We start from the raw sequence: 14,204 nt of genomic DNA, 5'->3' as shown, positions 1-14,204 counted from the left end.
AACCGGCCGCGACGCGCGCTTCGGAGCGTGCGTCGCGGCCGGCCGGGCTGCGGGACGCGGGCCCGGGACGACGAGCGACCCGCGCGGCCCGACCTGTTCGTCACTCGCCGGCGAACGCGGCGTCGACGAGCTCCTGCGCGAAGTTCTTGAAGCGCACGGTGACCAGGTCCTGACGGACCATGTCGCGCATCTCGGGGTCGTCGATCGTGCGATCGCCCTGGGGCGCGGACTTCGACGTGATGCGCGCGATGTAGTAGCCGAGGCGCCCCTTCCAGGGTCCGCCGATCTTGCCCTCGGGCAGCGCGAAGAAGATCTCGTCGGTGATGCTGACGCCGTCGACGAAGATCGTGAAGTCGTTCTCACCGAGTTGGCTGACCAGCTCGTTGCGCGACATGGGTGCGAAGCGACCCTTGTTCTTGCGCTTGGGCATCTGGCCCTGGGACGGCGTCGTCGGCTGGGGCGGGTCCCAGAAGTCCGAGTACTCGTCCTGGAGCTCGCCCCAGTTGCTCGCGCCGGACTCGACCAGCTTGTTCGCCACTTCGCGCGCGCGTGCCTCCGCCTCCTCCCAGCCGTTCTCCTTCCACAGGCCCGACTTGAAGTCGAAGGCGCTGAGCAGGATGACCTCGGTCCCGACGCGCGCCACGTTCAGCATGTCGTTGCCGCGGTCGTTGAAGTGCTGCTGCAGCGTCGTGTCGGTGATCTCGTCGGCGATCATGCGCTCGTACGACGCGAGGTAGCGGTAGTAGTACTCGTACAGCTCGAGCGACGGGAAGCCCTTGATCTGCACGATGAAGAACTCGGGCGGGAACATCGTCCCGCGCATCGGCGCCATGTGCGCCTCGTAGGCCTCGCTGGCGGCGGCCGGATCGAGCAGGTAGCCGCGCGCGGCGAGCACCCGCTCGACGAGCGCGCACTTGGTGATCCACTGGCGCGCGAGTTCGATGTCGGCCGGCGAGACGCGCGACGCGATCTCGTCGAAGACCACGTCGGTGGCGACGTCGCGACCGTTGACGCGCATCACCACGTCGACCGGCAGGCCGTCGGTGGCGGTCTCGACCACGGCCGAGGCGTTGAGGGCCTGGATCACCGGCTGGGCCATGAACTGGCGCATGCTCTGCTGACCCTGGCGCGCCTGGGCCACCTGCTCGGGAGTCAGTTCGCCCGCTTCGATGCGGCGTTCGAGGTCGACGAACGACTGCTTGAGCTGATCGACGAACTGGGCCTGACCGCCCTGGCGCAGGGCCTCGATGGTGATCGGCGGCCAGTCGGCCGGATCCTCGGGCAGGAAGACCTTGGTGAACAGGCGCGACTGACGGGTCATGCGCGCGAGGTTGCCGAGGTGGATGTTGTTGAGTCGCAGCACGTCGACCGGATCCAGGTCGGGGTACTGCACCTTGATCTGCTCGATGGTCGTGTCGATCACGGCCTGGATCTCGGAGTCCGGGATCTCGAAGTCGGCGGGATCGCGACCAGCGGCGAGCTGGCGGTCGATCTCGGCCTTGATCTCGATGTCCAGGCGGAACGAGCGCAGCTCCTTCGACCCGATCAGGTAGACGAGCGTGCGGCGCATCTCGTCGGCCGAGACCTCGACCGGCGCGAGCGCGTAGGACTGCGCGGCGGTCTCGGCGCGCTCGACCTCTTCCGACGCGATCACCAGACCTTCGAGGGCCGGCCAGGCGCTGCGGTCGATGGCGGGCGCCGGCGCCTCTTCTTCCTGGGCGACCTCGTCCGCACTCGCGTCGGCCAAAGCTGCCGGCATCGGCACTTCGACCGTGGCGGGCGCCTGGGGCTGGGGCTCCTGGGCCGCGGGGGTGGCGTCCTTTGCGACGGGGCGCTTGGCGGGCCGGGCCGTGGGCGACGACGTGATGTCGTTCTTGGACGAGCCCGACGTGGGCGCGTCGTCGGCCTTGGGCTCCTGGGCCGTGGCCGTCCCCATCAGGGGCGCGCAGGCGAGAGCGAGCAGGACGAACGATCGGCAAAGCATGGCGTGCTGAGGCTGGGAGAGACGCGCGGAGCGGCGCGGAGGATGTCGACGGGCGCGGCGACGCGGGCACGAGCGGTCCGGCGCGATCGTCCTGGCGGACATGGCTGGGACCGATCCCGCGCCGTCGAGGGCGAAAGAGTGTAGCGGAGCGGGTCGAGACGGACCGAGTGCGGCCCGCGTTCCCTGCTCCTCGGTCGGCGGACCGGCAGCTGGCGCCGGATCGCGGACCGACCGAAGGCGCCCCTACGGCCAGCCCGAGCCGGACGTGGGCACGGACCGCTCGAAGCTGGGGCGGCCGGGCGCCGCGCCGGACCTCTGTGGCCGACGGGCGGAGCGCGGACGGGCGTTCCGGTCACCGCGAGCAGCCACGAGCCACCGCGAGCCACCTCGGACCCCCGCCCTCCCACTGGGGAAGAAGACTTCCGCGAGCACGCCGCGGTGTCGGTCGGCGTGCGCGAAACACGCCGCGGGAGCCGGCGCGCGGCCGGATAGCATCGGGCCATGCCCTATTCGACGCGCACCATCGGCTACCACTGCGAACTGCTCCACCCGCCCGGGCCCGTGGACCCGAACCTCGTCCAGCGCGTCCACAACGGCCTGTTCGCGTCGCCGGACCCGCTCTACAAGTCCTTCGCGGTCAACCACGACGGCTGCGCGCTGTCGAACATCGCGGTGCGGCCGGGCGCGGTCAGCCAGGCGGCCTTCCTCGTGGACCGCTACCGCTTCAACGAAGAGGGCACCGGACTGACGCCGGACGAGTTCGCCGATCGGGTCACGACCCTGGCGAGTCAGATCTCCGAGGCGAAGGGCCTGTCGATCTTCACGGGCCAGGTGGTGACGCTGCGCACGCTGGTGAATCCGCGCGCCTACCCCACCGCTCTCGAACTGCTCGGTGAAGGCGTGTTGCGTTGGAACGCCGAGGAGAACTCGCTCGGTCGGCCGGTCGGTGGCCTGGGCCTGCGGCTGGTCCTGCCGGCGACGCCCGAGTACCCGAACACGTTCAACGTGCGCATCGAGACCATCGCGAACGACCGCCGCTCGCTGTTCCTCGAGAACCAGGGCACGTTCCCGCCCCAGCCCGTGCGCGAGGGGCTGGCGAGCGTGCGCGCGCACATCGACGCCACCTACCGCTTCCTGACCGGGCCGGTGCTCGACCTGCTCGCCCAGCGCGACCGCAGCGACGGAACGGACGCCGACGCGGACGCGCGGGACTCCGGCGGCGAAGGCCACTAGGACGCTCGCGATGGTGACCGACCGCGAACGACCCGAACGAGCGAGCACGAACCCCGTGGCCGCACGGCGCACGGCCAGGCGTCGCGAGCGCCGCGCCGCGCTCGTGGGCGCGTCGCTGTGGCTCGCGCTCGCCTGCAGCTGTGCGGGTGAGGACGGATCGACGCCGCCGGCCGTGTCCGGCCCCGTCTTCGGCGGTCTGGCGCCGGGCGTCGTGATCGAGGTCGGCGGACAGCCCATCACCGAGGAGGAGGTCGAGCGGGCCACACGCGCGCTCGAGTCGTTCTTCCCGCACGAGTCGGCGGCCCATCGCCAACGCCGCGCCGTCGTGGACCACGCCCTGCCGCGCGCGGCGAACGCGGCCCGCGCTCCAAAGGCGCGCGCGGAGGCCGAACAGCGGGCGCGCGCTCTGGCCGCTGCGGTCGCGAACGGCGACGCGGACGCGCTGGCGACGCTCGTGCCCGCGCGCATCCCCGCCTTCGAGCTGGACCTGTGGGTCTGGGAAGCCGTGCGCGAGGCTCCGGCCGGCGCCGTGATCGGACCCGTGGAGGACGGGACCGGTTCGTACGTCGTGGCCGTCGTCGAGCGCCCCTACGACCCCGCCGAGACCCTCGAACAGGAACTCGGCTTCCGCGAGCGGCTCGTGCCCTACGACCCGCGCCCCGAGTCACCGCTGATCCCGGTGGTGGAGGGCCTCGAGATCCGCTTCGCCGAGGCCCGTTGGCGAGCGCTCGTGCCGACCGGCGTCCTGCACGCGATGGTCGAGCCCAGCGGCGATCGGCAGCGCCGGCCCTGAGGCCCCGAAGACTTGGGTCCGAGGGCCCCCAGCGGCCGCCCGACCCGGTGAGCAGCGGAATCCGAGGGGCCACAAACCACTCATCAGCAGCCGGTTGCGCGCTCGTGGCCTGGCGCCGGGGCGGCGGATCCGCAGCTCCTCCCGACCGGCCCACGTCGGGGTACAGTTTCTGTGCCAAGGGGGTGTGGCCGAGCCCGCCCCGAGACCCTCGAGCACGGCCTTTCATGAACCACCGCACCGACCGCCACCGACTCATCGCGAACCGTCTGCGCACGGTGGTGGCGGCCGCAGGCCTGATGCTCCTCTACCCGGCCTGCGTCGTTCCGGCGCCGCCGGTCGAGACGCTGCACGACCGCGGCCTGGTGCGGGCCGAGGATCGCTTCCACGCCGACATGTACGCGGGCATGGTCGCCGAGATCCAGCCCCAGGTGGCCGCGCTGCTGCCGGGCACCCTCGATCGCCAGACCGAGGTCTGGGTCCAGTCGCAGCTCTCCCACGGACTGGGCAAGGTCGCGCCGGACAACGTCAAGGGCTTCACGCTCATCGACGCCGAGATGAACCGCGGACGCATCCACGTGCGTTCGGACAACGACTTCCCGCGCTGGTTCCTCACCCACGAACTCGTGCACGCCCTGCTCGGCCCCGAGTGGCTGACGCTGTCCGGCGTGCTCGAAGAAGGCATGTGCGACCTGGTCGCCGCCGAACTCAACCCCGACTGCGCGCCGCGCATCCGCGCCCTGCGCGCCATCGAGTCGAGCATCTTCTTCGGCAAGATGAAGGTCGTCGTCGAGCACAAGGACGGCACCGGCACCGAGCGCAAGGACGCCGTCTGGTTCCACTACGACCGCGGCTCGAACGACCTCACGATCGCCCAGGCCCTCGAGCCGGGAACCCTGGCTCTCAAGCGTCGCTTCGAGCGCGTGCCCGACACGCTCTACGGCCTCGGCTTCCTGGTCGCCGAGCGCATCCGCGAGCGCGGCGGCTTCGAGGCCATCTACGAGCTGTGCGCCGAGGCCACCGCCGAAGGACGCGCCACGGTTCCGGTCGAGCGCATCATCGAGGCCGCCGGCCTGAACGGATCGCGCGAGCGCCTGGCGACCCTCAGCCACGAGCTGCTCGGCGCCGACGAGTTCGACCACTGGGTCGACCTGCTCCCCGACTTCCACGGCGACCTGCTCGCCCAGCTGTTCCAGAACGCGCACCGCGACCTGTCGGCCGAGCAGTTCATCGAGCGCCTCGATCCGGTCTTCGTCCTGCACGACGGTACCCGCGTCGTCGTCGCCGACCACCCGCACATCCGCGAGAGCCTCGAGCGCGCCTGGCGCCACGCCGCCCACGCCTCGAAGTAGGACACCGTCCACCGGCGAGCGAGTCTCGCCCCCAGCCGTGCCGCACCGGTCGCGCCGTCCAACGGGACGCGACCGCTGCGGCACGGCTCGTTCCACCGGCGCGTTCCACCGGCGCGCGACGCGGTGCAGCGAGCGGCACCGGCGCGAACGGCGCGAGAGGTTCGGGGCGCGTGGCCCGACGGGCTCGCTGGGAGCCACCTGGTCGCTCGGCCCCGCGGAGCGGACGCCCGCTCGGGTTGCAACCGCGCGGGACCGCGACGCCGCCCGACCGGGGACGCACCCGCTATCGTGGTGCCTCGCCGTCCACGTCCCCACGAACCTCCCGCGACCATGTTGCACGCCCGCTTCGACGCCGCCCTCGCCACTTCCGCCCTCGCACTGGCGACCCTGATCGCCGCCGCGCCCGGCGCCGACGCGCAGGCGACCAACCTCAACGTCACGTTCAGCAACGGAGCCCAGGGCTGGTCGATCAACGGCCAGAACCAGGTGGCGGCGACCGGCGGCAACCCCGGCGCGAACCTGCCGTGGAACGACCCCATCGACACCTTCGGACTCGCGGTGCGCAACAGCGTCAGCCCGGCCTTCCTCGGTGACTTCACGCTCAAGGGTCCGGTCCGTCTGGGGATCGACGTGGAGGTCGACTACATCAACTTCTTCTTCTCGCCGGTCTCGCGCGACCTGGTCGTGATCCTGTACGACGACGACCCGTTCGGACTCGCGGCGCCCGCGGCGGTGTGGACCACGCTGGGAACCCTGGACGGGAACGGGCAACCGTGGACGACCTACACGGCCGAGATCACGGACCCGCTCTCGCCCGCGCTGCCCGCCGGATGGAACGGCGCCGGCGCCGAGGATCCGGTGACGTTCGAGCCGATCCTGCCCCCCGGGCGCAACTGGGCGAACGTGCTGCGCGGCATCGATCGCATCGAGTTCACGACGCTCGTGCCGGGCTTCTTCTACGGCTTCACGAATTTCGATCTGCAGGTGGACAACGTGCAGGTCCGTGCGCGGCCCGCGGCGACCTGGACCAATCTCGGTGCGTCGCTGGACGGCGCGAACGGTGCACCGTTCCTGACCGCGAGCGGTGACCTGTCCGCCGGTTCGCTCAACACGCTGATCCTGTCGAACGCAGCGCCCGGCGCCTTCGGAGCCCTGGCCTGGTCGGGCTCGAGCAGCCCCGTCCCCTTCGCCGGCGGAACGCTCGTGCCGTTCCCGTTCAACGATCCGATCTACGTCACGACCAACACCGACGGCGGCGCGTTCCTGCCGTTCGTGATGCCGCTCGGCGTGCCTCCCGGCGCGCCGATCTACGCCCAGTTCGCGGTGCTCGACCTCGCGGCGCCCGAGAACGTCGCCCTGTCGAACGCGGCGGTCGGCGTCGCTCCGTGACGTGCGCGGCGGACTGCGGCGCGCCGAGAACGCGCTGTGGTCCGCTGGCCGGCGCTCGAGCGCTCAGTCGTCCGAACCGCCGAACAGGAAGTCCGCCTCGGGGCTCCAGGCCAAGTAGCGGTAGAGGTCGGCCAAGCGCGCGACCTCGGCCAACAGGTGCTCTTCGACGCCGTCGCTGGTGACCGCGTCCCGCGCCCCCTCGGGAGCCGGCCAGCGACGCTCGACCGCCAGGCGGTGTTCGCCCGGCTTCCAGTAGCGGAAGAACTCCTCGAGCGCGTTCGTCTCGACGCGCGCACAGGGCCATTCGCCCTTCCAGTCGTGCAGGCGCAGGAAGTAGCCGTCGAGCGGCTGCAGCACGGCCAGGAACCCGGCGAGCCCCTCGCGCTCGATGCGGCGCACGAGATTCGTGGCGTCGATCCAGGCGTCGGCGTGCAGGCGCACGGAGACCTCGACCACGTCCGCCTCGAGCGCGATGCACAGGTAGGCGTTGCGGTAGGCCGCGTCGAGGTCCTTGGCCAGGTCGGCGCCGAGCTCGCGCTTCAGCCGCGTCTTGTCCTTCTTCGGCCGCATCAAGTAGGTCCACAGGCGCGCCACCTTCATGCCGTTGAAGGGGTGCGGGTTGTGGATGGACGTGCGCGTGTCGAGCGCGAGCCCCGTCTCGCCCAACTGCTTCGCGGCGCGCTTGCCCAGCGTGGCGAGCTTCGTCCGAGCGGCCAGGCGCGCGGGGTTGTGGTCCGGGTCGCGGTTCAGGGGCGCAGCCAGCGCACGGAAGTCCGCGTCGGTGAAGACCACACCGCCGCGCACGGCCTTGGGCTCGCTGTCGGGGAGGGTCTTGCCCGTGGGCGGGGTGCCGGCGGCTGAGCTCGAAGAGGTGGGATCGGGACGGTTCATGGGTCGGTGTCGCGTTCGGCGGCGCGCCGCGGTGTTCGGTGCGCGAGGCGGCCCCCTACAATGCCGGTCCCCGGTGCACGACGCGCGCCGCCCCATGGAATTCGCCCACTTCCGGTTCGAGCCCTCGGTCGATCGCCTCGGCGAAGGCCCCCAGAGCGAGGTCTTCCGCGCGGTCGACACGTCGCTGGGACGCACGGTCGCGCTGAAGATCCTGCGCCCGCAGATCGAGTTCGATCCCGATGCGGTCACGCGTTTCGCTCGCGAGGCCCAGCACGCCAGTCGGCTCGAACACCCGAACATCGCCACGATCTTCGAGTACGGCAGCGACCAGGGGCGCTCGTACATGGCGATGGAGTACCTCGCGGGGCGCACGCTCGACCGCATCGTCGCCGAGCGGATCCTGCCGTTCGAACGCGGCGCGCGGATCGCGCTCGACATCGCGTCGGCCCTCGAAGCGGTGCACGCGCACGGACTCATCCACCGGGACCTGAAGCCGGCGAACATCATGGTGCTCGACGACGGCGGCGTGAAGCTGCTCGACTTCGGCATCTGCCGCGCGAACGCCGAGAACACGATCACGCAGGAAGGCGTGTTGGTGGGCACGGTGCTCTACATGTCGCCCGAGCAGGTGCGCGGCCACGAACTGGATCTGCGCAGCGACGTGTTCTCGTTCGGCTCGACCTTCTACCACGCGTTCACGGGCGAACTCCCCTTCCCCGGCCGCTCGTTCCCGCAGGTCTGCATGGCGATCCTCGACGGCCGTCAGCGCCCGCCGAGCGAAGTCCGCAGCGGCTTCCCACCGGTCCTCGAGGACGTGTTGATGCGCTGCCTCGCGCCCGATCCGACGGAGCGCTACGCGAACGGCGAAGCGCTGCACACCGCGTTGATGGCGACCGCGCGTTCGATCGAGGACCAGGGTTCGCGCGGCACGCGCACACGCCTGCGCGGCAGCCTGTTCGTGCCGCCCTTCGACCTCGAGGGACCGAACGAGACGATCGACCAGTTCGCCGCCGGCCTGCGCAACGACCTGCGCAGCGAGCTCGAGCGTTCGACCGGACTCGACATCGTGCTGCTCGAGGCGGGTGAAGCGTTGCCGGCCGCCGGCCCCAGTCAGTACCGACTGCGCGCGACCCTCGAGCTGCACGGGCAGACGGGCGTCGCCAAGCTCGAGCTCGCACCGCTGGGCGGCGGCCCCGAGCTGTCGGAGCACGCGCGCCTCGAGTACACCGACGCCGACGAATGGGGACTGCAGGCCCAGCTCGTGCGCGGGTTGTGCCGCACGGTCCGCAACTTCCTGTCGGACTCCGCCCTGCGGCCACGGACCGTGGAGGTGCGCGACCCCGCTCTGGCCGGAACCCTGGCGCGGCACGCCCACGAGGTCCTGCACCGCGGCACGAGCAAGCACCTGGTCGCTGCGATCTCGAACTTCCGGCACGCGATCGAGGCCGACCCCAGGTGCGCGCTGGCCCACGCCGGGCTCGGCGAGGCGCTGGTCCGCAAATACGTCTACTGGGACGGCGACCACACGTTCCTCGACGAAGCGCTCGACGAGGCGCGGCGAGCCCTCGCGATCGATCCGTCCTGCGCCGAGGCCCACACGGCGGTCGGCTTCGCGCGGATGATGAGCGGGCACCCCGAGGACGCCGAGCGCGAGTACCGCCTGGCGATCCAGGCCGACCACTCCGAGTGGCTCGCGCACCGGCTGCTCGGCGCCCTGCTGGCGCGCAAGGGCAACGACAAGGCGGCCTCCCCCATGCTGCGGCGGGCCACCGCGCTCAACCCGGTGCACATCGCGTCCTACGACCACCTCTACCACGTGCTGTGTCGGTCGGGTCGCTACGAGGAGGCGCTCGAGATCGCGGACAACGGCATCCGCCACGCGCGCGCCCACCTGCGCGAAGTGCCCGACAACCAGGAGGCGCGGCTGCACCTGGCGCTCCTCTTGGCGCGAATGGGATCGGTGGACGAGTCCCGCAAGGAGGTGGACCAGGCCCGTGCCGCGGCGCCGCGGGACGCCTACACCCTGTTCCAGACGGGCACGGTCCTGGCGGTCCTCGGTCACCGCGAGGAGGCGCTCGCCGCGCTCGTCGAGGCCCGCGACCGCGGCTACTACCTGCGGTCCGAGCTGTTCGACAACGACGACCTCGCGGGGCTGCGCGAGTTGCCCGGGTTCGCCGACCTCGAGCGGTGAGCGCCCGCTCGGTGACTCAGCGTCGAGGCGCCGTCGCGTCGCGCTGGATCGCCGCCACCTTGGCCGCACCGTGTCGGTGCTCGGCCTGCCACGGATCGTAGCTGTCGCCGTTGGGCCAGCCGTGCCACAGGTAGGTGCCGAGGACGGGTGCGCCTTCCGCCGCGAGTGCGAGCAGGGCGTCGTGCAGACCGCGCAGCGCGTTCTGGTTCGCGGACACGTCCCCGTTCGCGTGGTAGCTGCGGTAGCTGTCCCCCAGGTCGAGGCGCGCGCCGAACTCGGTCACGAGCACGCGGGACGAGAGGCCACGCAACTCGGCCTGGACGAGGTTCGAGAACGCCGACTGCGTGCGCCGGCCTTCGGGCAGCCACATGGGATAGAAGTGGTAGCCGAGCAGCCCGTCCCAGCCCGCCGCGGCCACACGGCGCACGTCGCTCGCGTAGCCGATCCCGTCCAGCACCACGCGCTCGCGCGGGAGGTCCGCACCAGCGATGACGTGCTCCATGTGGCGCAGGTAGTCAGCGGCACCGGCCGAGGTCCGGGGATAGCCGAACGGCTCGTTGAAGAGTTCGTACCTCAGGTCCGGGTACCCCTCGAACCGTTCGTGGAGCGCGCTCCAAGCGGCCGTCAGGCGCTCCAGGTCGTTCGGCCGGCCGTCGCCGTGCGAGCCTTCGCCGTCGCGCACCGTGTCGAAGAAGCACAGGATCCCGCGCCCGTCGACCGTGGCGAGGGCGCGTTCCAGTGCCTCGAGGTACCCGACGTCGAAGGCGGACGCTTCGCTGACCGCGAGTCGTAGCGCGTCGAAGCCAAAGGACGCGAGACGCTCGAGGAACGCCTCGGAGTAGTCGAAGGCGTACGCACCGTCGAGGAACGCGCCCGCGTTCGAGCTGCCCTGGGTCGGCGGGAGGTTCAGGCCCGCGTGGAGTCGGGCAGCCTCGTTCGACGGCCGCGCGGTTGGAAGGTCCCGAGCACGCGCCGGGCCGGTGGACCCGGCGCCTGCGGAGGCGGAGGCGGGCCCGCCGCGATCCCCGTCCGCGCCGTCGGGCGAGCCCCCGGCACAGGCGACGAGGAGACACGCGGCGAGGAAGCCGCCGATGGAAGAAGGACCTCGAACGCGCACGCGGCGAGTGTATGGCTTCCCCGCGCCGGAACGTTCGCCGGGGCGTCGCCGCGGCGAAGGTCGCACCCCGGGCGCGGCGGGTGACCGGGAGGGTCGAGACTCCCTGGGGCCGGCCGACCGGAAGGGCCGGAATCCGGAGGCTGGGCTGCGAATTCGGGCTTTCGGACAGGGGGCGCGAGCCAGGGGTGCGCGTAGACTCTTGCGCCCAATTCGCCAGCGAACCGCACCATGACCGAAACCATCAACATCGCCATCGTGGCGCACGTCGACCACGGCAAGACCACTTTGGTCGACGCCATGTTCCGCTTCGCCGGAACCTTCCGCTCCAACCAGGTGATGCAGGAGCGCGTCATGGACTCGGACGCGCAGGAGCGCGAACGTGGCATCACGATCCTCGCGAAGAACACCGCGATCGACTACCAGGGTCGGCGGATCAACATCATCGACACGCCCGGGCACGCCGACTTCGGCGGCCAGGTGGAGCGCACGCTCGGCATGGCCGACGCCGTGCTGCTGCTCGTCGACTCCTTCGAAGGCCCGATGCCGCAGACGCGCTTCGTGCTCTCGAAGGCGTTCGAGCGCGGCCTGAAGGCGCTGGTGATGGTCAACAAGATCGACCGACCCGACGAGCGCGCGGCGGAAGTCCTCGACGAAGTCTTCGACCTGTTCGTCGAACTGGGCGCCACCGACGAACAGCTCGAGTTCCCGGTCTGCTACGGCTCCGGCCGCGATGGTTGGGCGGTCGCCGAACTCGGCAAGCGCGCGGAAGACCTGCGCCCCCTGTTCGCGATGATCACCAACGAGGTCAAGCCGCTCGAGGCCGACCCCGAAGGACCGCTGCAGTTCCAGGCCGTCACGATCGACCACGACGACTTCGTCGGTCGCATCGGCGTCGGTCGCGTCGTGCGCGGAACGATCCAGCTGGGCGCGCGCCTGATGCTGTGCAACCCGAACCGCCCCAAGCCGGTCCAGGTCACCGTCAAGAACCTCTATCGCTACGAAGGCCTCGCGAAGGTCGCGGTCGACCGCATCATCGCGGGTGACGTGGCGGTCGTGGCCGGTATCGAGGAACTCGCGATCGGCGACACCCTGTGCCCGGCGGACGCGATCGAACCCCTGCCCCCCATCCACCTGGACGAACCGACCATCTCGATGGTCTTCCAGGTCAACGACTCGCCCTTCGCCGGCAAGGAGGGCGACTTCGTCACCTCGCGTCAGGTGGCGGCGCGGCTCGAGAAGGAGGCGCTGCGCGACGCCGCATTGCAGATCGCTCCGACCGAGCGCACCGACTCGTTCGAGGTCAAGGGCCGCGGCGTCATGCACCTGTCGGTCCTCATCGAGAACATGCGCCGCGAGGGCTACGAGTTCGCGGTCGGCAAGCCGCGCGTGATCGTGAAGGAGATCGACGGCGTCAAGTGCGAGCCGATGGAGCGCGCGACGGTCGACGTCCCCGGCGTCAATGCGGGCCGCGTGATCGAGTTCCTCGGTCGCCGCCGCGGCGAGCTGCTCGAGATGGACTCGGGCGAGGCGATGACGCACCTGGAGTTCCGCATCCCCGCGCGTGGACTGATCGGCGCGCGGACGGCGCTGTTGTCGCTCACCCAGGGCGAGGCCATTCTCGGGCACCTGTTCGACGGGTGGGAGCCGGACGGCGGCACGATCCCGCGTCGCAACGGCGGCGTCCTCGTCTCGGACCGCAGCGGCGGCGTTATGGCCTACGCGCTCGACGGTCTCTCCGACCGCGGCAAGTTCTTCATCAAGCCCGGCGACGAGGTCTACGGTGGCATGATCGTCGGGGAGACCAACAAGCCCGGTGACCTCGAGATGAACGTCTGCCGCGCGAAGAAGCTGACCAACATGCGCGCGTCCGGCAAGGACGACAACGCACTGCTGACGCCGCCGAAGCTGATGTCGCTCGAGGAGTTCCTCGAGTACATCGAGGACGACGAGCTGCTCGAGGTCACGCCGAAGTCGCTGCGCCTGCGCAAGCGTTCGCTCGACCCGAACCAGCGCCGCAAGGACGCGAAGGCCCTGCGCGTCTGACCCGCGCGGCGCCTGCGAGCGCCGACCGTCGTCCCGCTCGCCGGGACGCACCGACGAGCCCGCCACGGACCACGGTCCGGGGCGGGCTCGTTCAGTTGGAGGCGCGGTCGGACCTGCCGACGAGTTCGTCGGGCGGCGCCCCGCAAGGGTTCTGCCAGTGCTGGAAGACGCGCGTCGGCGAGACCTCGGGGCGAACGGGGATCGACAGCGAGCGGGCGGACGCTCGGGGCGGAAGAGGTGTGATCCAAGCCGCGGCGAGCTCGAGAGCGACTCCGGAGCAACGACGGCGCGCCACCACCCACCAGCGCACCGACTCGCGCAGAGATGCGCCCCCCTCCCTCGTGGCACCGGCGCCCGGGATCCGCGACGCCGGAGTCGTTGCGCCGCGCTCCTGTCCACGGTGTGACAGCGCCCCCGACCGCGCCGACGAGGTCGCTGCTGCCGGCGTCGATCCGACTGAGCGTCCTGGGACGCCCGGGACGCACGACGACCACGTGCGGCGACGGCTGAACGCCGTTGGTTCGAGAACCGGTCCCTTTCAGATCGACACGCCGACGATCGCCAGGACCAACAGCAGCCAGACCACGTCCAGGAAGTGCCAGTACATGGCCATGTTGGTGACGGGTTCGTGGTGCGCGGCCGAGAACTCGCCCTGTTGTGCTCGACGCGTGATCTGCACGAGCCGCACGACGCCGCCGACCACGTGGAGCGCGTGGACGATCGTCAGCACGATGAAGAAGCCCGCGTGCCGGTTCCCGCTGGCGAACGGATCCACCGCGATCCAAACCAGGACCCAGTTGGCGGTCTGCAGCGCGCCGAAGCCGTACCCGAGCCAGAGCGTGCGCTTCAACCAGACGGCGAGTTCGTCGCAGCGATCCGCCCGGACGGCTCGGCTGCCGCGGCGGAGCGTCACCGACGATGCCAGGATCAATGCGGTGGAGACGAACACGCCCGCCGCGATCACGGGGAGGTGCTCGATCGCGGGCGACTCCTCCGGCGCCAGCAGGAGCAGGTAGAGGAGGATCGAGGCGGCGAAGATGAAGCTCAGGCTGGCGATGAAGAGCTTCATCCCGAGCGTGCCCACGCCCGTCGGTACCGGCTGGTCGGTGGTCATGCGCTGCTGCGTCACGTTCGTGCGCAGAGTGAATCCGTCACTGGGTCGAATGGCCACGGTCTCGTCCTCCTCGATGGGCCCGCGCGGAGCCGGACAGGAT

Annotated in this window: 10 protein-coding genes; 6 read left to right on the top strand and 4 right to left on the bottom strand. The window is 70.9% G+C overall.

What is annotated here, in order from left to right:
• Positions 1 to 100: 100 nt before the first annotated feature.
• The gene (locus Pla163_RS05755; RefSeq protein ID WP_145184933.1) at positions 101 to 1,984 is read right to left on the bottom strand and encodes a peptidylprolyl isomerase; all 1,884 of its coding nucleotides are present in this window, start codon (positions 1,982 to 1,984) and stop codon (positions 101 to 103) included.
• A gap of 501 nt (positions 1,985 to 2,485) precedes the next feature.
• On the opposite strand from Pla163_RS05755, the gene Pla163_RS05750 reads away from it, so the two are divergent.
• From Pla163_RS05750 to Pla163_RS05735, 4 genes are all read left to right on the top strand, one after another.
• Positions 2,486 to 3,217 (top strand): hypothetical protein, encoded by a 732-nt coding sequence (locus Pla163_RS05750; protein ID WP_145184930.1) that lies wholly within the window; start codon positions 2,486 to 2,488, stop codon positions 3,215 to 3,217.
• A 10-nt stretch (positions 3,218 to 3,227) separates the two neighbouring features.
• Positions 3,228 to 4,010, top strand: coding sequence for a hypothetical protein (locus tag Pla163_RS05745; RefSeq protein WP_145184927.1), 783 nt, complete (start codon positions 3,228 to 3,230; stop codon positions 4,008 to 4,010).
• A gap of 224 nt (positions 4,011 to 4,234) precedes the next feature.
• Complete coding sequence (locus tag Pla163_RS18810) at positions 4,235 to 5,359, top strand: hypothetical protein (protein WP_419186358.1); 1,125 nt, start codon at positions 4,235 to 4,237, stop codon at positions 5,357 to 5,359.
• A gap of 330 nt (positions 5,360 to 5,689) precedes the next feature.
• On the top strand, positions 5,690 to 6,748 hold the full coding sequence (locus Pla163_RS05735) for a hypothetical protein (protein ID WP_145184921.1): 1,059 nt from the start codon (positions 5,690 to 5,692) through the stop codon (positions 6,746 to 6,748).
• Positions 6,749 to 6,811: 63 nt separating this feature from the next.
• Here the strand turns inward: Pla163_RS05735 and Pla163_RS18805 are convergent, their stop codons facing one another.
• Positions 6,812 to 7,639 carry a hypothetical protein gene (locus Pla163_RS18805; RefSeq protein ID WP_419186357.1) on the bottom strand — a complete coding sequence of 276 codons (828 nt, stop codon included), beginning with the start codon at positions 7,637 to 7,639 and terminating at the stop codon, positions 6,812 to 6,814.
• Between the two features lie 94 nt (positions 7,640 to 7,733).
• Here Pla163_RS18805 and Pla163_RS05725 point away from each other — a divergent pair, with 94 nt between their 5' ends.
• Positions 7,734 to 9,830, top strand: a complete 2,097-nt coding sequence (locus Pla163_RS05725) for a protein kinase domain-containing protein (RefSeq protein WP_419186356.1) — start codon at positions 7,734 to 7,736, stop codon at positions 9,828 to 9,830.
• Positions 9,831 to 9,846: 16 nt separating this feature from the next.
• Here Pla163_RS05725 and Pla163_RS05720 read toward each other — a convergent pair whose 3' ends face one another.
• Positions 9,847 to 10,947, bottom strand: coding sequence for a glycoside hydrolase family 5 protein (locus Pla163_RS05720; RefSeq protein WP_145184912.1), 1,101 nt, complete (start codon positions 10,945 to 10,947; stop codon positions 9,847 to 9,849).
• A gap of 228 nt (positions 10,948 to 11,175) precedes the next feature.
• Between Pla163_RS05720 and typA the strand changes: the two genes are divergently transcribed.
• Complete coding sequence (gene typA / locus Pla163_RS05715; RefSeq protein ID WP_145184909.1) at positions 11,176 to 12,990, top strand: translational GTPase TypA; 1,815 nt, start codon at positions 11,176 to 11,178, stop codon at positions 12,988 to 12,990.
• A gap of 538 nt (positions 12,991 to 13,528) precedes the next feature.
• Here typA and Pla163_RS05710 read toward each other — a convergent pair.
• Positions 13,529 to 14,161 (bottom strand): cytochrome c oxidase subunit 3, encoded by a 633-nt coding sequence (locus Pla163_RS05710; protein WP_145184907.1) that lies wholly within the window; start codon positions 14,159 to 14,161, stop codon positions 13,529 to 13,531.
• Between the last annotated feature and the right edge of the window lie 43 nt (positions 14,162 to 14,204).

The sequence above is a fragment of the Rohdeia mirabilis genome (assembly GCA_007750655.1).
Classification (GTDB): Bacteria; Planctomycetota; UBA1135; order UBA1135.
Note: the sequence above shows the minus strand (reverse complement) of the source record. Positions and strands in the feature narration are given on the sequence as shown.